This is a genomic window from Rhizobium sp. 01L410 (assembly GCF_056400165.1).
The window spans coordinates 127786-147001 of sequence record NZ_JBFTST010000013.1; the positions used below are offsets into that span (position 1 = coordinate 127786).

The window sequence follows — 19216 nt, forward strand, 5'->3', positions numbered from 1 at the left end:
ACGGAGTCTTGTTGCGCAGTCTGTAGCCGTCATCGCTCAGTCCAACGATGATGTGTTGAGCGTAAGAGCTTTCAACTTGCGGTCCGGAGGCGAGCCGGATGCGCTACACGGAAGACGGCGGAACGACCCCAAGCGTGGGTGCTAGAAATCCGACGTCTTGGGTGCGAAGATCAGCTGCGTCCGCGACTATAGACCGGACCTCATCATGTCCTACGCCGCTTTCACCGCCTACGCAATGAGTTCAGCACGCTTCTCCGTGGCGGATGCTCTCGACGTCTCGTTCAGGTGTTTCAGCGCGATATCCAGACACTGCTTCAAATCTTGTAAACGGCCGGGATCGCCGGTGGAATGGCTACTTCGAATGAAACCGCGCAGGTCCACCGAAGTTCCAGGAAGCGCTGAGGGCTGTAAAGCGAGATAGAACTCTTCGTCATCGACTGCTGGCGGGACCTGCGAAACGCTCTCGCCTTCAGTTCGACCGTTTCGTGTCTAGCTCTCTCAAAGTCATTGCGACGAGCCCCCACAAACATGAATGCGATGAGGGCAGTCAGAATCGCAAACATATGATTTCTCCAATTGCCCCAATGAGCGCGTGAAGCAAAGTTCCGCAAGCGACCACGCAGGCGGCGCTAACCTTCCAGAAAGACCACGAGTTCTCGCGCGACCGTTTCCGGATCCTCGCGCTGCGGAAAGTGTCCGACGTTCTGAAGGAGAATGCGTTGGAAAGGTCCTGAGAATTTCTGGTGGACGGCTTCCGACATCACAGCTGGGGTGACACCATCTTCTTTGCCCTGAATGAAGATCGCCGGAAGCGACAGGGACTCTGTCTCCTTCACTCTCTGCTCGAGCCACAGGCTGCGCGGATCGGGTTCTGCCTCTTCCCAGCGAACCCGATAGCTGTGAAGCGTGATCGCCACCCAGTCTAAGTTCTCGAACGATTTCGCGACTGCCCCGAAAGTCGCCTCGTCGAACCAGCCTTGGGGCGCCCAGTTTTCCCACTGGATGCGGGCGAACCCCTTAGGATCTTTGGCGATAGCTTCGGCCCCTCGTTTCGTCGCCATGAACCATTGATACCAGTAGAGCTGGGACTGCCGGAACGGCGGCGTCCGCAGACCGCCCATGCGCGGCGTCGACGAAAGCTGGGCAATCCTCTCGACACGGTCGGGCCAGCCGATCGCCAGGCATTCGGCGATATGCGATCCCCAGTCGTGACCGACCACCGAGAACCGCTCGATGCCGAGCCCGTCCATCAGTGCAATCGCATCCATGGCGAGGATGCCGCCGTTCGCGGTCCTGAGCGCGCTGTCGCTGCGGAAGGTCGTGGGGCCGAAGCCGCGCAGATACGGAATGACAAACCTTAGATTTCGATCCTTCAAGCGCTCTGCGACCCCGTTCCATGTTGTGGGGTCGTCCGGCCAACCATGAAGAAGGAGCACAGGTTTTCCGTGCTGTGCTCCCGTCTCGAAGAAGGTGATATCGAGGTCTTGCGTTCGGACGTGCGGCATAGCTTCGCTCCTGGTGCTAACTGGAGATCGCTGTCGATTTCGAAGGATTTAGGCCGCGGCGGCGATCAATCCAGCGCATGACCGGAGTTACCGTCGCGCCATGCATGACGACTGACAGCAGGATGATGACGAACACTGTCGCCCAGACCGTCTCCACGTTTTCGAACTTCGCCTTGCCGGACGCGTAGGCGAGATAATAGATCGAACCAAGGCCTCGGATGCCGAAGACGGAAACGATCAACTTGTCCGCCCATGGCAGCCGGCAGCCGATCAAGCTCACCCATGCAGCGACCGGTCTGACGACGGCGAGCACGAGAACTGCGACCATGACAATTCGCCAGTCGGTATGCGACAGAAGCGAACCCTCAGCGAGTATCGAGCCGAAGCACACAAGCAGCACCATCATCAGCAATCGCTCGATCTGCTCGCCGAAATCGTGCAGATGCCCGTGATACTCGCTCTTGCGCTCGACGCCGCGAAGGGTCAGGGCGGCCACAAAGACTGCCACGAACCCATAACCATGTACGATTTCGGTCGCGCCATAGGCGATACAGGTGAAGCCCAATGCCGCCAGCCCGTCCCCCGTTCTGGCAATGCGGCCAGCCTCCGGCATCCGGAAGGTCAGATAACCGAGAAGCCTCCCAACCACCCATCCCATTGCCACACCGGCGGCTAGTTTCCAGACGACGTCAAAGGCAAACCAATGCGGGAGCCACCCGAACCCGCCGCCCGGCTGCTCACCGGCGATGGCGATTGCGGCCATGACGAAAGGAAAGCTGAGGCCGTCGTTAAGACCGGCTTCAGATGTTAGCGAGAAGCGGATGGAATCCTCCTCGCCGGTCTGCGGCGGCCCCACCTGTACGTCGGAGGCGAGAACGGGATCGGTCGGGGCGAGGGCGGCACCGAGAAGAATGGAGGAAGCCAAACCCAGGCCAAGTACGCTCCAGCCGACAAGAGCGATCGCTCCGATCGAGAGCGGCATCGCGATACCGAGAAGCCGCCACGTCGCCGACCACCGAAGCAGGCCCAGCGGTCGATCAATCTTGAGGCCGGCACCCATCAGAGCGACGATCAGCACGAATTCCGTGAGGTGCTCGGCCCATTTTATATTTTCGAGAGGGTTAATCGCGGGAAGAGGCGTAAAGGGCGACCAGGCCAGCAGCATGCCGATGGCGAGGCAGCAGATCGGCAGTGACAACGGCAGCCGGCTCAAGGCCATTGGTAGCCAGACGGTCAACAGCACGACGGCGCCGAAAATCAGGAGAGTGACGACATAAGCATTCAATCAACGCTTCCCTCTCGTTGAAAAGCTTCCCTCTTGAGCTCCCGGTCACCAGACACAAATACTGGCCGCTCCATCGCAGTCTCGATTTCCCGAGACCCGAAAGCGTTACGGTGCCCCGACACGATCCGGACGGGAATAGCTTTCGATGCCGGGGTCTTGGACAGTTCGTCATGGTGATCGATCGCGTTAAGCACGTTGCTCTCGGGGTAATATGAGGCGATCGTTCCGATCGGTAGGGCATGCGCCCGCACTTCGAGGCCGGCCAACTCCCGATGTTTGCCGTCTGAAAAATCGCTCACCAGCGTGACCCGCTGCCCTTCGAAGAGGCCTGCCGACGCTATGTCTGCCTTGCACATGAGGACGACATCGCGGGTGCCCTCAATGCCGCGGAACCGATCAGAGTAACCGTAGATCGTCGTGTTAAACTGGTCGTTTGACCGGAGCGTTACGAGCCGGAAGCGACCTTCGGCGGGCGCGAATGACAGCGCGTTCAATCGATCCGGTTTCGTGAAGACGGCCTTTTGCTCCGGTGTGTTCCAAACGCGTTCATGGGCGTCGTTTCCACGATAGAAGCCGCCCGCCTGAAACATGCGGGCATTATAGTCCCTGAAGTCTTCTGGATAGGTCTTCTCGATAAGGTCACGAACGAGGCTGTAGTCCGCTATCCAGTCGTCCCAGCGCAGCCTTGGACCGGGTTCGAGCGTCGCCTTGGCGATGCCGGCGACAATGGCAAGCTCGCTTCGCAGGCATTTTGACGCCGGTGTGCGCTTGCCCGTACTGCCGCTAATATGGGAAAAGCTGTCCTCGGTGGTGACAGATTGGTTTCCCGATACTTGCCTGTCGATTTCGGTACGAGACAGGCAGGGGAGAATATAGGCTGTCTTCGCCGGGAAGAGATGGCTGCGATTGAGCTTCGTGGAAACCATGACCGTCAGTTCCTGAGCGGCCCATACCCGTTCCATTTCCAACTGGTCGGGAACGGCGCGAACGAGGTTTCCCCCAAGACTGACGAAGGCCTTGACGGTGCCATCCATGAGGCCCTTCACTGCGTCGACGATCGTCATTCCGTCCTTCATCGGGGGATCGAAATCGAACAGCTCCTTGAGCTTGTCCATCGGGATCAGCTTGGTTTTTTCGGCGATGCCGACAGTGCGCTGGCCCTGGACGTTCGAATGGCCGCGCACCGGACAACAGCCGGCGCCTTCACGGCCTATGTTTCCGCGAAGCAGCAGAAGGTTCACGACCATCGCAACGTTCAAGGCGCCCTGCGCATGCTGGGTAAGACCCATCCCGTAGACGCCAATTACGCTTTTAGCGCCGATATAGACGTCGCCGGCATCGCGCAGCGCGACCTCGGTAAGCCCGCTCTCGCGTTCGATGTCTGGCCACGGTGTTTCCCGCACCATTTCGACGAACTGATCGAAGCCCGTCGTGTGCTCCTCGATGAATTCGAAGTCGACAATACGCGGCTTGTGGTCCGCTACAGCGAGGTCATCGGCTTCGATAATATGCTTGCAAATGCCGAGGATGGCGGCGATGTCGCCGCCCGCCTTGACCTGATGATACTGATCGGAGATCTGCGTTTCGTTTCCTGTCAGCATGTCGATCGGGTTCTGCGGGTTGACGAAGGAGATTAGGCCCTGTTCCAGAACCGGATTGAACGTGACGATTCGGGCGCCTCGCCGCTTTGCGTCCTGGAGCGGATGCAGGAAGCGCGGACTGTTTGATCCTGGATTCTGCCCGAAGAAGAAAAACGCATCGGCCTTCTCGAGATCTTCCCAGACGACGGTACCCACAGGAGATCCGATAACCTTGTTCAGGCCGACGGATGTCGTCTCATGGCACATGTTGGAACTCTGCGGCAGATTGTTGTTGCCATATGAACGGGCAAGCAGCGCGTAGAGATAAGAAGCCTCCAGCCCGGCATGGCCGGACGAGTAGAATACGACACTCTCCTTCTCCAGCCGGTTGAGAATGGTCGCGATGCCTACGAAGGCTTCATCCCATGTCACTTCGACATAGCGGTCGGTGCCGGCTTCGTAGCGAAGGGGATGCGTCAAGCGACCCGTCATCTCCAGATCGTGATCTTTCCACTGCCGAAGCTCGCCAACCGTGTGGTCGTTCCAGAAATCGGGCGTGCAGCGATGCGACGTCAGCTCCCATAGTGTCGCCTTCGCTCCGTTTTCGCAAAACTCGAAGGGATGATAGTTGACGGGCTTCGGCCAGGCGCAGGAGACGCACATGAAACCGCCCGGCTTGTTCTGGCGTGCAAGGGTCTCAAGCGCGGCGGGCGTGGGCAAGCTTTCGCCATAGGTACTGGCTATACCTTTCAGCGAGCCCCAGCCACCGGACGGACCTTCTGAGTTGGGGTTTGGAATGTTGTCGGCCATGAAGCTTATCCTTGGTGCGTCTCAATGCGAAAAGGCACCGCCTGAAAAGCGGCGCCGGCCGACGGCGGGATGCACGATCAGGAGGCAGGTTCGTGGATTGGGCACCTGTTGAAGCCCGCGCGGAACTTCGCCGAATGCTCATAGGTCGCCTTGCGGGCCCGGTTGATGTTTCCAAGCGGCTCGTGTGCAGCAAGGCCCGTCCAGACACTGAACCTCATTTCTTCGTCGACCTTCTGCACATTGGTTTTAGACCAGCTGTCCTGCGGCACTGCATGTATGGTCGCTACCGCCACGAATGGGGCTTCGTCCTCGTCCCACTGAACCGTCGGATCCTCGACGGGTTGTTTTTCAAGATCGCGACAGAGCTGGACACAAAACTCCCACTCTCCGGATAGATGCCGCATCTCTACTTGTACCGTCTCGCGAATAGCATCCGGCTGGTCTTTCGTGTCGATCTCCTTGCCGGTCAATTCGGTCAGGTCCTTCGAGACCGGGCGAATGCTGAACTTGGCGATATAGTCCCCATAGCGGAACGGTGTCACGCTATAGTAGGTCTCGCCAAGAGGATCGACGTCGGGCGCCCCACCCATCGATCGCACTGTCGGGCTCGACAGGCCCACGGCCTGCAACGTCGCATTCACGCCCTGCAATACGTTGGACAGGACCTCCTTCGTGCCTTCCATGCGGTCTGTCGTCTTGGCGAGTATTTTCAGACTGCTGAGGAACTTCTTTGCATTCTTTGCCTGGAAGACCGGCCCGTTGACCATGACGAAGTCCTGGGTCGCTCCCTCCGCATCTGGCAGTCGTGCGCCTGGAACCTCGACGACCTTCAGAGCAAGTCCGCGCGGCAGCGAGATGTCATCTGGGAGGATGTCGCCGGCATTCGTTGAGATGCGCATGTAGGTCTTGTAGGCACCAGGGTTCGCAAACAGGCCCTGCGCTAGCTCCGGCGGCAGCCCCCCCTTGACCGTCATCGTGCCTTCAAGGATGCCATGAGCCTTCGCATGCACAGACCGCACGGCATGTCCGTAATCCGCGGCGGTCTTGTTCAAAATGATATCGAACGTCTCGTTGAGCTCCGAGACGGTTTGCTGCTCGTCGCCGTCAAAGGTTTCGACCTCTGGCGTATAAAGGATTGGCGGGTTGAAAGGCATGGGAACTCCTTGCGGGCGCGAGAGTGCTAAAAGTTCGGGAACGGCGAGATGTTCCACAATGCCTGACATCCTTTGAAAAACGTCGTCCGCTCGATGGCGCGCTGTTTCCGGATACGTCCCCTTCGGCAGGTGGAAAGAAATCTGGAGAAGCAGAGCTTTTGACGGTCGACGGAGACGGACGGCGAGCGTCTCGCGGACTTCTCCTGAACTCCGCGGCGAGCTGGCATGGTCTCCCGGTCTTGGGGATAGATCGCGGGCGTATAAAGGTGGACGGACCCGGTTCATCAGGACCACCCGATCCTTTATTCAGGCTGAAGGGAACAATGGGCTTTCGCCGAGGTTGGGTGACGTCTTTTAATCGGAAACCAATCAATGACCCCTCGTACCGCCCGAAAGACGGCGCTGCTTTTTGGCACGCTGCTGGCAACCGCCGCCCCCGTATTTGCCCAGGATGCTCCGAAGCCTGCGCCGGAGATGCAGGCCGTGCTCGATAAGCTGGCTGCCCTCGGCTCAAAGCCGTTTTCGACCTTAACCGTGCCGGAAGCTCGTATGCAGGCGAGCCCGGCCGACGCCGCGCGCGCCGTCCAGTGGGACAAGCGCGTATCATCCAATCCCGAAGCGCAGGTGACCACCAAGGATATCGCGATACCGTCGGAGCAAGGCGGCTTGGCCGCGCGCGTCTATATTCCAGGCGGGGAAGGGCCGTTTCCGGTTGTGGTTTACTATCACGGGGGCGGCTGGGTCGTCGCCGACGTCAATGTCTATGACGGCGCGCCGCGTGCGCTTTCGCTCGGCGCCCACGCGATCGTCGTATCGGTCGAATATCGCCATGCACCGGAATACAAGTTTCCGGCAGCCCATAAAGACGCTTGGACCGCCTACAAATGGGTTGTCGAGAACATTCATGAACTGAATGGTAACGCCGACAAGATCGCAGTCGCTGGCGAAAGCGCTGGCGGCAATCTTGCCGCCAACGTTGCGCTGATGGCGAAGGAGATGAAGACCAAGAACCCGGTCCACCAACTTCTGGTCTATCCGGTGGCGGGCAACGACATGGACACGCCCTCCTACAAGGAAAACGCCAACGCCAAGCCGCTCGGCAAGGCCGACATGGAGTGGTTCGTCAAGAACACCGTCACGTCGATGGACGACGCCAGGGATCCCCGCATCAATCTCAACGGACGCTCGGACCTTGCCGGCGTCGCGCCGGCGACCGTGATCCTGGCGCAGATCGATCCGCTGCGGTCCGACGGCGAGACCTATGCCGCAAAGCTCAAGGACGCTGGCGTCTCGGTCGACATCAAGACGTTCGATGGCGTCACCCACGAGTTCTTCGGCATGGCCAAGGTGGTGCCGCAGGCAAAGCAGGCCATGGACATGGCCGTTGCCGATCTGACCGCCGCATTTGACAAGGCCAAGTAAGGAATGCCGACATGAAAAAGATGATTTCTGCCTCGCTCGTTGCGTTCTCCCTGCTGATGTCCACCGCGAGTTTCGCTGCCATGCCAAAAAGCGCCGACACCGTCGCTGCTCCGATGAACGTCGACAAGGGCTCCTTCGTGAAGGTCGTCACGAGTGCCAATGCCTTCGAGATCGAATCCAGCAAGCTCGCCGAGGAAAAGGCGAGGGATGGCGACGTCAAAGACTTCGCCAAGCAGATGATCGCAGATCATACAAGAGCGGCCGAAGGTCTGAAGAAAGCCGCCAAGCTCGGTGACGAGCCGCCGGTGCTCGCGCCGAAACACCAGGCCATGCTTGACACCCTAAAGGGTGCCTCGGGCGAAGATTTCCAGGCGCTTTACATAGAGATGCAGGCGTCCGCGCACATGGATGCGGTGACACTCTTCGCGACCTACGCGAAGGGCGGGGACGATGCTGCCGTCAAGCAATTTGCGGCAGAGACGCTGCCTAAGCTCGAGATGCACAAGATGCACGTAATGAAGCTCGTGGCCGCGCACTGAACGTTCCCAGACCGCGGGCGGCAATCCGTTGTCTGTGGTCTGCATGGGAAAACAATGAAGAGCATTCTCCATTTGACGCGCCGGTCAGTTCTTGCGGCGACGACCGCTACTTTTGCCGCCGCCGCGCTCCCGGCGCAATCGCAAGCCCGATCGAAGGAATCAACATCCATGGAAGACCCGACCACGAAATATCCGAAGCCGCCTTTCCAGCGCCAGTCGCAGCCTTTTCCGGGCCTTGCCGGCAAGATGGACCCAAAACCGGATCACGGCGAGACAAGTTATAAAGGCTCGGGTAGGCTCGCCGGGCGCAAGGCGTTGATCACCGGCGGCGATTCCGGAATGGGCCGGGCGGCTGCGATTGCTTATGCCCGCGAAGGCGCGGATGTTGCCATCAACTATCTTCCTGACGAAGAGTTCGACGCCAAGGAAGTTATCGCGCTCATTGAAAAAGAAGGACGAAAGGGCGTGGCATTGCCTGGCGACCTTCGCGATCAGGCTTTCTGCGAGAAGCTTATCGAGGATGCGGTGAAGGGGCTGGGCGGTCTTGATATCTTCGTCAGCAACGCGGGACGCCAGCAGCAGGCGGGAATGTTGTCGGAGATCACTTCCGATGCCTTCGACGCGACGATCAAGACCAACATCTACGCGATGTTCTGGCTGACGAAGGCCGCGCTCAAACATTTGCAGCCTGGTTCGGCCATCATTATCACGACGTCTGAGCAGGCATACGACCCCTCCGAGGACTTGGTCGACTACGCGATGACCAAGGCTGCCGGCATGAACTTCACAAAGTCGATGGCCAAGCAGCTCGGGCCGAAGGGCATCCGGGTCAACGGCGTGGCGCCGGGACCGATCTGGACACCGCTGCAAGTGGCCGGCGGCGCGACGATGGAAAAACTGGAACAGTTCGGTGGCAAGACGCCGATGGGTCGTCCAGGCCAGCCGGCCGAACTCGCCTCGATTTACGTTCAGCTTGCCGATCCCTCGGCCAGTTACGCAACAGGGCAGGTGTATGGCGCGGCCGGCGGTGGCGGCCAGCCCTAAATCCTAAACGATGATCCAAGAAAAACGCGCAGAGGAGAACGACATGAAGGCTTTAACCTGGCACGGTAGCGGAGACATCCGTTGTGAAGAAGTCGACGATCCGATTATCCAGAACGAGCGCGATGCGATCATCAAGGTGACGAGCTGCGCCATCTGCGGCTCCGACCTGCACCTGTACGGCGGTTTCGTTCCAGGCATGCATGCAGGCGACGTTATGGGCCACGAGACGATGGGCGAGGTCGTCGAGGTCGGTCGCGGCAATTCCAAACTCAAGGTTGGCGACCGCGTCGTCGTTCCCTTCACGATTTCCTGCGGCGAGTGCTCGATGTGCCAACGCAGCCTGTTTTCGTTGTGCCAGCGGTCGAATCCGTCCGGCGCTAAACAGGCCGAGCAGATCGGTTATCCGACTGCAGGGCTTTTCGGCTATTCCGACATGTACGGCCGGTTCCCCGGCGGGCAGGCGCAATATCTGCGCGTGCCCTTTGCCGATGTCGGCCCTATCAAGGTGCCAGACGGTTTAAGTGATGAGCAGGTTCTCTTCCTCTCCGATATCTTCCCGACCGGCTACATGGCGGCGGAAAATTGCGACATTCAACCGGGGCAGACGGTCGCCGTTTTCGGATGCGGTCCCGTCGGCCTCTTTGCAATCAAATCGGCGTTCCTCCTGGGCGCCGAACGCGTCATTGCGGTCGACACCGTGCCCGAGCGTCTGGCGCTGGCGCGTCAGGCGGGTGCCGAAACGCTCGATTACACGGACGACGACCTTCAGCAAAAAATCGTCGAGATGACGGGTGGGCAGGGGCCGGACGCCGTGATCGAGGCAGTCGGGCTGGAGAGCCACGGCGCCGGTGGAATGATGGAGAGCCTGCAGACCAAACTGACATCAACGGAGCGGCCTTACGCCTTGAGCCAAGCGATCCTCGCGTGCCGTCCAGGCGGCACCGTGTCGCTCCCGGGTGTCTTCGTAGGACCGGCCGTGCCCGCACCGCTCGGCGCACTCGTTGCTAAGGGCCTGACACTGAAGACCGGCCAGACCCATGTGCAACGCTATCTCGAACCGCTAATGAAGCTGATCATCGACGGAAAAATCGACCCGTCCTTCCTGATTACGCATCGCATCGGTCTTGAAGAGGGGCCGGATGCCTACAAAACCTTTCGTGATAAGCAAGACGGCTGCGTTAAGGTTGTCATTCGGCCAAACGGTTAAACTGCCGATCTTTCCCACTCCAGTGTTGGAGGCCATCGTTCGTCGGCGCGTACGCCCTGGTTGTCGAGCTTCGTCAGCATAGCTGGCGCCCTGAGCGCGCTCCTCCCCTGCGCTTCGGAAAGCTGTTTTTTGCCTGCTCCGTGTATGGTTTCCCTCGTTTGCACGGCTAACCGCGCTGAGCGAGTTCGAAGGCGAATACGCTGACGAGGAGAACGTACAGGGCATCAGGCTTAACCGTGTTTCGGCCGCGCGAGCTGCCTCTCGAGAAAGTCGGCGTCGTCCTTGCGTTCCTGGTCGCCGTCCAAGTACGCGCAGATCCGTAGGGCCTGCTCTTCCGTCACCACTACAGGTGGAGCAGAGCGGTCAGGAAGGCCGTGGCCGCTCTGGAGAGCGAAAATTTTTCGGCCGGTGTTGGGATACCGTCAAATCTTCTATTTGGATGTCGCCGGTCGCAGTGGAAGATGTGTGGCTCTGGCGATTTCGAACTTCCGCTCTTTCTTCTTGTCTCGACCGCGCTCGCACCGTCCGGCTACGGCGAAATCTCGTCGTCGGACTGCAGCTCGTCGATGTTCAAGCAACGGCTTCAGTCCGTGATTGTTTCACTCCCGGTTGGCCGTCTGCGGGGCGGGGATACGACTCTTGGGATCTGCACGGCCAGTCTTCGAATCGGCCTCGGTCAAGCCGTCTCCGGCTACGCGGCTGGTGCCCATGTTCACGGGCGGAGCACGGCGGTCGTCTATGCTTGAGTGAGGAATTGCTTCGTCCTGCCTGTCTTTGTTCAAGGTCCTCGGGAGAAGCTCGTCGGAATTGGGGATCGATTTCGTGATCATTGCAGGTCTCCTTCTGAATTCTGAAGGAGAACTCCGGCAGCAAGACCAAGTTCCTCGATCAGACAGGCAAAGGCGACACGGCGCGCGGGGTGTTGGAACCAGCGAGCCTTACGACGGTTCTATTGGTATAGGAGATTCCTGATGAAGGTCGTTCTGATCGCCACTTCGATCATCGTGCTCATGCTGGCAGTCCTTGCCGCCAATTTGCTGCCTTCCCGCCACGAGGCTTCCTATCCGAGGCCGTACGACATCACGCGACGATAGATTATGCAAGCTACTCGGCATTTCGCCGCGGCCAATCCCAGACCTTTGCCAGGGAGACCTTAATGTTCCAGACAACCTCTAACCTCAAGACGCTGCGCGAGGCCCTTTCAGAAAGCTTTCCGAATATTTCCTGGGAATGCATGCCTTCTACGATGGCGAGGTCGTCTTTGCCCGAGATGTTGTCCAGGTGAACATGGAGTTTTCTCCGTTCCCGGTTGACTTCGAAAACCTTTGGGACTGGCTGCGGGAGCAGATTAGGGGTTCTCCCGCGCAGGAAACCTTCGCCTATGAGACAACCTTCGGTATCGAGGACGAAGACGACCCCGTCATGGAGAAACTCATCGAAATGACCCAAAGGTCGGCGAACACGATCTGGATGATCGATCTTGCGCACCAGGAGACGCCGGAGGCCGGCCGCCGGTTCGTCATCGTCACCGCGCCCGACGAAAAGCGAGCACAGGATTTTCGCGACGAGTTCCACGGTAGGGACGTGGCGATTTCATGACGAGAGGAAGCCTGTGCTGTTCGCAGAGGCCCTGGTTGGCTTCGGCTTGTCTGATCTTCAGAGCGTGTCGATAAGGCCGCCGTCCACGCGCACCGAAGCCCCAGTCGTGGCTGATGCCAATGGCGAGGACAGATACGTCACGATATTTGCGATCTCCTCGACGCTGGCCGCGCGCTGAATGAGGGAGCTGCTCCGGTGCTGCTTGACGAAGTCAGCAGCGACTTCCTCAATCGACTTTCCGGTCTTTTCGCGCTCAGCGGCAAGCATTGCTTCGACGCCCTCTGAAAGAGTTGGACCAGGGAGAACCGAGTTTACGGTAACTCCAGTGCCTGCCATTCGTTTGGCAAGCCCGCGCGCGACAGCGATGTCGGCCGTCTTGCTGACGCCGTAGTGGATCATTTCCACCGGAATGTTGAAGCCGGATTCCGATGCGATGAAGACGACGCGGCCCCAGTTTGCTTCTTGCATGCCTGGGAGATAGGCGCGGGACAGCCGGACAGCAGACATGACGTTCACCTGCCAGTGACGGTCCCAGACCTCGTCCGTGGTGTCGAAGAAATCGCTTGGCTGGAAGATGCCGGCATTGTTGACGAGGATGTCGACCAGCGGCACCTTTACCACGAGTTTTGCGCACCCTTCGGCGGTGGCGAGATCAGCCGCCACCCCCGTGACAATGCCCTTGGCGCCTTCGCTTCTCAGCCGTCCTGCCGCTTTCTCGGTCTTGTCTTCGGACCTGCCGTTGACAACCACGTCCGCGCCGGCTCTGGCGAGCTGACGGGCGACGGCGTAGCCTATGCCCTCCGTGGACCCCGTCACCAGGGCGGTCTTGCCTTTGAGATCGATTAGCATGTTCTGCTCCTGTGAAGTTGGATGCCGGTTAAAGATTGCTCATGCCGCCGTCGATGACGAGCTCGCTGCCGACGATATAGGAGGCTTCGTCGGATGCGAAGAAGACCACGGTCTTTGCAACCTCCGACACGTCTCCGAAACGACCGACCGGGATCTGCTTCTGCACGCCTTCGGCCATTGTCTTCATTTCCGCTTCCGACATGCCGAGCTTTGCGTAAAGCGGTGTCGCGATAGGGCCGGGCCTGACGGCGTTAAGCCGAATGCCGCGGCCGACCAGCTCGCCCGACAGCGTCTTTGCCAACATCAGAAGCGCGCCCTTGGTTAGCGAGTAAACGCTCGAGTTCGACATGCCGATATGGGCGTTGATCGAAGTATTTAACACGACCGAGGTCGCCTTTCGAGAAGATCGGCAGAAGCGCCTGGATGAGGAAGTAAGGACCCTTTACGTTCGTTGCGAACGACTTGTCGAAGTCTGCTTCCGACCAGCTTTCGACCGGACCGGGGGGCCAGTCGATCCCTTCGTGCCACGTCTTTAGAGCGTTGATCGACCTGATCGTGCGGGGGCGCTATCCTTTTAGATTACCCACCGCTTGTGGTTGGCGCAACGCCGTAGCGCTGGCAAAACGCTTCCTGGCAAGCAAGATTGATTCGTAAAGGCGTTGGCGCGACCAGCTGATGCCGGCATCCGTGAGTGATATCGATCGGTTCGATTATCGCACGCGTCAATGCCCCGAACCCCGCAAACATCAGTCCCGCGTTCAGCCCTGGGACTCAGCTGAAAGCAATCGAACTCGCCGCGTGACCAGCTTTACGGCTCGTTGTAGGCCGAGGCTTTGACAACTACCGTCTTTCCGGCAGGGTTATTCTCGAAAATCAAACCGCCCCTCGTTTTAGACCGGCCTGGAACATAGGCGAGTACGGTTTCGACACTCTCGATGATGGCTTTTCCGTCCTGTAGTTCACCTCGTACCGTCACGTCGGCGGCGGTTGCGCTCGCCTTGTTGCTCATTTCGAACAAAACCTGATAGCCGGTGCTGCGTTGTTCCGTCCGGACGACAGCCGCCTCAAGGTCAGGAGAGCTGTCTCTATCCATCAGCGCGTCCTTGCCGATCCAGGTAATGAGCACGATCACGAGGGCTGCCGAGACGAGGCCGGTCAACCATTCAATCCAATGCGGTTCGGCATTTTCGATGTTTGAAGATCTCGATATCTTGGTCATGCCTGCCTCATAAAATCAGCCGCGCAGCAGCCGCGCCAATAGCGCCCGGGAAACTCAAGATCACAGTTGTCATCAACGCCTGTGTCGTAGAAGTGTCGTCGATCCGGTGAAACGTCCACAGACAAAAGCCGCTGATAGCGAGAGCGATGACATAGCCTGGCAGGGTGAAGCGGACAAAGGCGTGCCACCCAGGCGTCCCCTCGGCAAGGTCATGGCTTCCGTGGAACGACAGGGTGTAGACGAAGCCATGCATTATCGCCAGAGACGCCACGATGATAGCCAATGCGTGCCAGGGCGACATTTTGTAGGAGAGGAGGATCATTTCCTCGGTCGGCGCCACGTTAAGCGCGAGGAAAAGGGCGCCGACAGCCATCAAGAACAGTTCGCCTGCATAGCTCGTCTCCCGGCTATCCACCGAGTCATCTCCGTCACCGTGATCATCAATCTCATCGGACTGCCCGCCAAGCTGGCTGCGCCCCAGCATTGCTCCGATGCTCGACGGCACTGCCTGGATGGCAATCATGCCGATGACCTCGTGCGCAGACTGGTCATTCCGGAGGATGCCCATTGCGGACAAGATAAGAGCACTGCAGACGATGCCAAGGCCGTAGGCGATGCTCGCGTCTCGGACCGCTTCGCTCCAGGTAGACGTTGTCTCGAAGCCAATGCGGTCAGACAGAAAGATGAGCAGCGGGATATTGATGACGAGGAGAAGCAGCAGTCTCGTGCGGTCCATGTAGAACCCGAGTTCCCACATCTCCATAGTCATCAGCATCGGCAGGGCAAAAAGCAGTGCGCCTGCAAAACCGCGCGCTATTCCAGCGGCGAACTCTAGACTGTCGAATTTCGGCTGGGTTTTGCCCCTGAGCTTTTCTGACGACGGTGCCGCGCTCAAATCATGATCTCGCCGCCCGTGACCGGAATAATGGCGCCGGTCATATAGCTACCCTCAGCCGAGGCCAGCAACACATATGCCCCGGCGAGTTCGGCCGGTTGACCAGCGCGGCCAATCAGCGTCTTTTTGCCGAAATCTTTGGTCTTATCCGGCGGCATGGTCGAAGGGATAAGTGGCGTCCAGATCGGGCCGGGGGCGACCGCGTTTACGCGTATGCCTTTTCCCGCCAACATTTCGGCAAGGCCCGCGGTGAAGTTCGAAACCGCGCCTTTGGTGGAGGCATAGGCCAGAAGATGGGAGGAGGGTTGGCGCGATTGGATGGACGTGGTGTTGATGATGCTGGCGCCAGGCTTCATGTGAGGCACGGCAGCCTTGGCGAGGAAGAAAGGGGCATATATGTTCGTGCGAAAAGTCTCGTCCCATTCTTCCTCGGTGATGTCGCCGATTGCAGCGTAGGTGCGCTGGAAGGCTGCGTTGTTGACAAGAATATCGATTCCTCCGAACTCCCTGACGGTTCGTTCGACGAGAGCAATGCAGTGACTTTCTGAGGTGATGTCGCCGGCAACGGCCAAGGCACGGCTACCAGCTTCTTCGACCCATCTCGCCGTTTCCACGGCATCTTCGTCTTCGCTGAGATATGAGATCAGGACATCGGCGCCTTCACGCGCAAAGGCGATCGCCACGGCACGACCGATGCCGGAATCTGCGCCCGTAATCAGCGCTACCTTTCCCTTGAGCCTGCCGTTGCCTTTGTAGCTCTCCTCGCCGTGATCCGGCGCGGGCTTCATCAATCTTGTCAGCCCAGGCGGCGGTTGCTGCTGCTCAGGTTGCGGCGGTATTGGGCGATTGGTTTCCGGCATGGTTGTGTCCTCTCCTTTAGGTGAGAGAACGGACCGGATAGGGCTTGGTTCCACAATCCATCGAGAGGTATCAGCGGAGTTTGGGCTCGCGCAGCCATTGTCGACCAACGGCGACATGCGTGCGTTCGACCGGGCCTTCGATGCGATCGTATGTCACGGGGAGGGACTATCACCACTCATGACGCCTTCGAGCTGCTGCGGGCCGAGCGCGGCTCTTAAAGCGGCGACGCCGTTTTCAGGTAGCCTGAGAAAGCCTTTGGAGATGCCTTCTTTCCAGGCTGCGCCGCGATCCCACGCCTCTTGCCAGGCATCTGCAACAACGTCGCCCTGTCGCGTTTCAACGAGTGCCTCAAACAGCAGGGCCGCCTGAGACAGGTCCTTGTCGGCCTTTGCTCGCCCCAGCGCATCTCCGAGCCTCCGCGAAGCGACGATGAGCTTATGGACAGCAAAACGCTCCGGAGCAGGAACCAGCACATTCACACCCTCTCGATGCAGGAGAACGGTGCGCACCGGTTCGTAGATGAGGTAGTCGAGAAACCTTAGATTTTCTGCGGAAGCGCCGCCAAGAGCGGGCATCGGCGAGGGCTTGCCCGTGTGTTCGGCTGATCCGCGATTGCCGGTGAGAAATTCCACCCGGTATCCCCTCGCATTCTGGAAGGCGATAACCGTGGCCTTGTCCCCCTGGTGGGGAACCGGGCGAAAGCCGCTATCGATTGACCGGAGGATTTCCAGGACGGGAAGCAGGCTGTCGCCCACCTCCGCCGAAATCGCGAAGTCCTGTGCAAAGTCAGCATCGCCGGTCTGCATGGCCGAGGATGGTAAGCGAACGCCGAGAATGCCTGCATAGGCGCTGAAAGCGACGGACCCTGTCAGAACTGCGCGCAGGCGGAATAACCCTGCATTTGCAAGCGCCTGCGTGACGTCTCCGGCAAACGGATCGGGGCCTGGAAGACCAGCGCGGCGCAATGTGCTTACCATTCGCCTCCGGTCACGAATCGAACCCTTTAGTTCCATGTGGGCATTCACTCGGGCGGTGATCGCTTCATCGTGGTGCGGGCCGACATAGCTTCGCTTGTCTTTGCCGCCAGGAGTGGGCAGGTCGAAGTACCAGTAATTGCGATCCTTGACCGGTACGGTCACGAACCGGCCCTCCAAGGGAAAGTCTGCCTGGAATTGGGCATCGAGCGAGCGCTCGACGAGCTCTGCGAACATTGTCCGGTAGCTAATATCGACTTGTTTGATTTTCGACATCGCCGTTCCTGCTTGTAGCCTTCTCAGCACCGAACCGGAGTTATAATTTTCTGACAAAAACATTATAGCGCCAATACGAGAAGTCAACGGAGGGGTTATAATGATTCGGCAGGAACATTATAACTTGCCCGCGTACAACCTGCGATGGCGTGCACAAGACGCGCGTTGTGACTGTGCGCCTTGTTACATTTGGATATGCCTCGCCCGGACAAGCTCAGGCTGGATTCATGGCCGCGAAGATGCTGTCGAACGTCCCGTCACGCTCGGCCAAGCGGCGGGATTGATCCCGCTCCAGGAGCAGCTCGCCACGCGGGTGCTGTCCGTTTTCAAGCATGGACATGACCTCGCAGATGTAAGAGGCGAGCGGCATGGCGCGCGGATTGGCTGCTTGAGAAAGGCCGGTCAACTCCGTCCGCACATAGGGCGGGGAAGGTTCGAGAACCTCGATCGGCAACTTCCGCAGCTGATGACGCAACGACGTCAGCCATGAATGCAGGAAGGCCTTGCTGGCGCAGTAGGTGGCAAAATCTGCCCGCGGCAGGAAGGCGAGAGCAGAGCTGGTTGCCATGATGGTGGCATTCCGCTGGGCCTTCAGAACAGGCAGGAAAGCCGCAACAGTGCTAATCACGCCGACAATGTTAGTCTGGATCATGTCCACCGACGATGAGACATTCCATGTGCCGGACGTCATATCTTCGGTCCGCGAGATTCCGGCATTGGCGATCACCACATTGAGCGTGGGGAAGCGTTCACCGAGATCGCGCGCTGCGTCCTGCAGGGATTGTGGGTCGTTGAGGTCAAGATGTACTGCGGAAATGGCAAAACCGAAGCCCGAATTGGCACCGGTGATGAAGAATGTCTTTGACATAGCCGAAATCCTCTCCTTGAATGAGCGTGGCAATTGACAAATATTACTGAGATTACCGCTGATCGATTGTTGAAACTATGCCTCTCTTGCCAAATCCTACAAATGACGGCCGTAATTCCGATCAAAGATCAAAGATCAAAGATCAAAGATCGAAGCTCGTTGATCTCGCGTCGAGCCTGGCGACGCGTCAGGGCTACAACCTGACGGCTCTTGATAGCGTGCGGCTTCTTCGCGCCGAGGCGATGCTTGATGACGTTCCCGTTCTCTACAGGCCCGGCGCAGTGTTCGTGCTGCAAGGGCGCAAGCAGGGCATCCTCGATGGCCAAGTCTATATCTATGATGAAGATCACTATCTGGCCGTTTCGCTTCCCGTTCCCTTCCGAATGCAATCGACGGCCTCTCCGGAATAGCCTCTCCTCGCCGTCCATGTCGACTTTGATATGCTGCTTGCGACGGAGATCGCCGCGCAGCTTGACAACAAGCGGGAAGCCCAAGCCGTGGGGCAGCCGAAGGGGCTGGTATCGAGCAGGCTAGAGCCGCAGATCGAGGATTTGTTGATGCGCCTTCTAATGGCGCTTTCCGATCCGGTGGAAGCGTCGGTCCTCGGGGCCTCGCTTCTCAGGGAGCTTCACTACCGGGTTCTGGTGGGTCCGCAAGGTGAAACAATGCTCGCGGCGACAAGGCAAAAAGGTCCTGTCGGGAAAATCATACGGAGCCTCGTTCGGCTGCGCGATGCCTATCGTTCAGAGGTCTCGACGCTGCAGTTGGCCAGCGGAGCAGGAATGAGCATCGCCTCCTATCACGCGCATTTCAAAGCCCTGACGGGATCAAGACCGATCCAATACTTGAAGGCTATACGTCTTCACGAGGCACGGTTGATGTTGACGCGACCGGACCGCACGATTGCCGAAGTGGCTCGTTTTTTCGGCTATATCAGCGCCGCGCAGTTCAGCCGCGATTTCAAACGGCATTTCGGCAGAACAGCATCTCAGGAGCTTAAGTGGATCCGCCAGCATCTCGGTGAGGGTAGCATGCGTCCCTAGGCATGGCGCGCGCCATAAGCCGGTACCAAACATTGCGCTAGGCCAGAACCGACGACAGAAACGCTCGCGTTCGGTCCTACCGCGGT

17 protein-coding genes and 2 pseudogenes are annotated in these 19216 nt (G+C 58.9%); 7 read left to right on the forward strand and 12 right to left on the reverse strand.

Features of this window, described 5'->3' with window-relative positions; translation table 11 throughout:
- Window positions 1-314: 314 nt before the first annotated feature.
- The 5 genes from AC1DV9_RS24415 to AC1DV9_RS24435 all read right to left on the reverse strand — a co-directional run bounded on the left by AC1DV9_RS24415 (window position 315) and on the right by AC1DV9_RS24435 (window position 6334).
- Complete coding sequence (locus AC1DV9_RS24415; RefSeq protein ID WP_477950343.1) at window positions 315-563, reverse strand: hypothetical protein; 249 nt, start codon at window positions 561-563, stop codon at window positions 315-317.
- A 66-nt stretch (window positions 564-629) separates the two neighbouring features.
- A complete protein-coding gene (locus AC1DV9_RS24420; protein WP_112386852.1) occupies window positions 630-1505 on the reverse strand; it encodes an alpha/beta fold hydrolase in 876 nt (291 codons plus the stop codon).
- A gap of 16 nt (window positions 1506-1521) precedes the next feature.
- On the reverse strand, window positions 1522-2790 hold the full coding sequence (locus AC1DV9_RS24425) for a cation:proton antiporter (protein WP_477950344.1): 1269 nt from the start codon (window positions 2788-2790) through the stop codon (window positions 1522-1524).
- Window positions 2787-5180 (reverse strand): FdhF/YdeP family oxidoreductase, encoded by a 2394-nt coding sequence (locus AC1DV9_RS24430; RefSeq protein ID WP_477950345.1) that lies wholly within the window; start codon window positions 5178-5180, stop codon window positions 2787-2789. The genes AC1DV9_RS24425 and AC1DV9_RS24430 overlap by 4 nt, the downstream gene beginning before the upstream one ends.
- Before the next feature lie 77 nt (window positions 5181-5257).
- Window positions 5258-6334: a catalase family protein gene (locus tag AC1DV9_RS24435; RefSeq protein WP_477950346.1), complete on the reverse strand. Its 1077-nt coding sequence runs from the start codon at window positions 6332-6334 to the stop codon at window positions 5258-5260.
- Window positions 6335-6706: 372 nt separating this feature from the next.
- On the opposite strand from AC1DV9_RS24435, the gene AC1DV9_RS24440 reads away from it, so the two are divergent.
- From AC1DV9_RS24440 to AC1DV9_RS24465, 6 genes are all read left to right on the forward strand, one after another.
- Window positions 6707-7756 carry an alpha/beta hydrolase gene (locus AC1DV9_RS24440; RefSeq protein ID WP_310300430.1) on the forward strand — a complete coding sequence of 350 codons (1050 nt, stop codon included), beginning with the start codon at window positions 6707-6709 and terminating at the stop codon, window positions 7754-7756.
- An 11-nt stretch (window positions 7757-7767) separates the two neighbouring features.
- Entirely contained in the window at window positions 7768-8295 is a 528-nt protein-coding gene (locus AC1DV9_RS24445) for a DUF4142 domain-containing protein (protein WP_477950347.1), read from the forward strand.
- A gap of 168 nt (window positions 8296-8463) precedes the next feature.
- On the forward strand, window positions 8464-9339 hold the full coding sequence (locus AC1DV9_RS24450; RefSeq protein WP_442208303.1) for an SDR family oxidoreductase: 876 nt from the start codon (window positions 8464-8466) through the stop codon (window positions 9337-9339).
- A 43-nt stretch (window positions 9340-9382) separates the two neighbouring features.
- On the forward strand, window positions 9383-10546 hold the full coding sequence (locus AC1DV9_RS24455) for a zinc-dependent alcohol dehydrogenase (RefSeq protein WP_310300420.1): 1164 nt from the start codon (window positions 9383-9385) through the stop codon (window positions 10544-10546).
- 971 nt (window positions 10547-11517) lie between these two features.
- A complete protein-coding gene (locus AC1DV9_RS24460) occupies window positions 11518-11640 on the forward strand; it encodes a hypothetical protein (protein ID WP_310300418.1) in 123 nt (40 codons plus the stop codon).
- Window positions 11641-11776: 136 nt separating this feature from the next.
- On the forward strand, window positions 11777-12145 hold the full coding sequence (locus tag AC1DV9_RS24465) for a hypothetical protein (RefSeq protein ID WP_477950348.1): 369 nt from the start codon (window positions 11777-11779) through the stop codon (window positions 12143-12145).
- A 57-nt stretch (window positions 12146-12202) separates the two neighbouring features.
- Here the strand turns inward: AC1DV9_RS24465 and AC1DV9_RS24470 are convergent, their stop codons facing one another.
- From AC1DV9_RS24470 to AC1DV9_RS24500, 7 genes and pseudogenes are all read right to left on the reverse strand, one after another.
- Window positions 12203-12994 (reverse strand): SDR family NAD(P)-dependent oxidoreductase, encoded by a 792-nt coding sequence (locus tag AC1DV9_RS24470; protein WP_112386861.1) that lies wholly within the window; start codon window positions 12992-12994, stop codon window positions 12203-12205.
- A gap of 28 nt (window positions 12995-13022) precedes the next feature.
- Window positions 13023-13494: pseudogene (locus tag AC1DV9_RS24475) on the reverse strand (SDR family oxidoreductase); the annotation flags it as partial.
- A 308-nt stretch (window positions 13495-13802) separates the two neighbouring features.
- On the reverse strand, window positions 13803-14213 hold the full coding sequence (locus AC1DV9_RS24480; protein ID WP_477950349.1) for a hypothetical protein: 411 nt from the start codon (window positions 14211-14213) through the stop codon (window positions 13803-13805).
- A 7-nt stretch (window positions 14214-14220) separates the two neighbouring features.
- Entirely contained in the window at window positions 14221-15108 is an 888-nt protein-coding gene (locus AC1DV9_RS24485; RefSeq protein WP_477950350.1) for a TIGR02587 family membrane protein, read from the reverse strand.
- Complete coding sequence (locus AC1DV9_RS24490; protein WP_477950351.1) at window positions 15105-15968, reverse strand: SDR family oxidoreductase; 864 nt, start codon at window positions 15966-15968, stop codon at window positions 15105-15107. The genes AC1DV9_RS24485 and AC1DV9_RS24490 overlap by 4 nt, the downstream gene beginning before the upstream one ends.
- A 153-nt stretch (window positions 15969-16121) precedes the next feature.
- The gene (locus tag AC1DV9_RS24495; RefSeq protein WP_477950374.1) at window positions 16122-17219 is read right to left on the reverse strand and encodes a nucleotidyltransferase family protein; all 1098 of its coding nucleotides are present in this window, start codon (window positions 17217-17219) and stop codon (window positions 16122-16124) included.
- A gap of 214 nt (window positions 17220-17433) precedes the next feature.
- Window positions 17434-18087, reverse strand: coding sequence for an SDR family NAD(P)-dependent oxidoreductase (locus AC1DV9_RS24500; RefSeq protein ID WP_477950352.1), 654 nt, complete (start codon window positions 18085-18087; stop codon window positions 17434-17436).
- A gap of 77 nt (window positions 18088-18164) precedes the next feature.
- Here AC1DV9_RS24500 and AC1DV9_RS24505 point away from each other — a divergent pair.
- A pseudogene (locus tag AC1DV9_RS24505) lies at window positions 18165-19130 on the forward strand (AraC family transcriptional regulator).
- Window positions 19131-19216: the final 86 nt, after the last annotated feature.

Bases quoted from the DNA above. Each gene is read 5' to 3' on its own strand.
- AC1DV9_RS24415 (WP_477950343.1), bottom strand. From the start codon at position 563: ATGTTTGCGATTCTGACTGCCCTCATCGCATTCATGTTTGTGGGGGCT.
- AC1DV9_RS24420 (WP_112386852.1), bottom strand. From the start codon at position 1,505: ATGCCGCACGTCCGAACGCAAGACCTCGATATCACCTTCTTCGAGACG.
- AC1DV9_RS24430 (WP_477950345.1), bottom strand. From the start codon at position 5,180: ATGGCCGACAACATTCCAAACCCCAACTCAGAAGGTCCGTCCGGTGGC.
- AC1DV9_RS24435 (WP_477950346.1), bottom strand. From the start codon at position 6,334: ATGCCTTTCAACCCGCCAATCCTTTATACGCCAGAGGTCGAAACCTTT.
- AC1DV9_RS24440 (WP_310300430.1), top strand. From the start codon at position 6,707: ATGACCCCTCGTACCGCCCGAAAGACGGCGCTGCTTTTTGGCACGCTG.
- AC1DV9_RS24445 (WP_477950347.1), top strand. From the start codon at position 7,768: ATGAAAAAGATGATTTCTGCCTCGCTCGTTGCGTTCTCCCTGCTGATG.
- AC1DV9_RS24450 (WP_442208303.1), top strand. From the start codon at position 8,464: ATGGAAGACCCGACCACGAAATATCCGAAGCCGCCTTTCCAGCGCCAG.
- AC1DV9_RS24455 (WP_310300420.1), top strand. From the start codon at position 9,383: ATGAAGGCTTTAACCTGGCACGGTAGCGGAGACATCCGTTGTGAAGAA.
- AC1DV9_RS24460 (WP_310300418.1), top strand. From the start codon at position 11,518: ATGAAGGTCGTTCTGATCGCCACTTCGATCATCGTGCTCATGCTGGCA.
- AC1DV9_RS24465 (WP_477950348.1), top strand. From the start codon at position 11,777: ATGCATGCCTTCTACGATGGCGAGGTCGTCTTTGCCCGAGATGTTGTC.
- AC1DV9_RS24470 (WP_112386861.1), bottom strand. From the start codon at position 12,994: ATGCTAATCGATCTCAAAGGCAAGACCGCCCTGGTGACGGGGTCCACG.
- AC1DV9_RS24480 (WP_477950349.1), bottom strand. From the start codon at position 14,213: ATGACCAAGATATCGAGATCTTCAAACATCGAAAATGCCGAACCGCAT.
- AC1DV9_RS24490 (WP_477950351.1), bottom strand. From the start codon at position 15,968: ATGCCGGAAACCAATCGCCCAATACCGCCGCAACCTGAGCAGCAGCAA.
- AC1DV9_RS24495 (WP_477950374.1), bottom strand. From the start codon at position 17,219: ATGTCGAAAATCAAACAAGTCGATATTAGCTACCGGACAATGTTCGCA.
- AC1DV9_RS24500 (WP_477950352.1), bottom strand. From the start codon at position 18,087: ATGTCAAAGACATTCTTCATCACCGGTGCCAATTCGGGCTTCGGTTTT.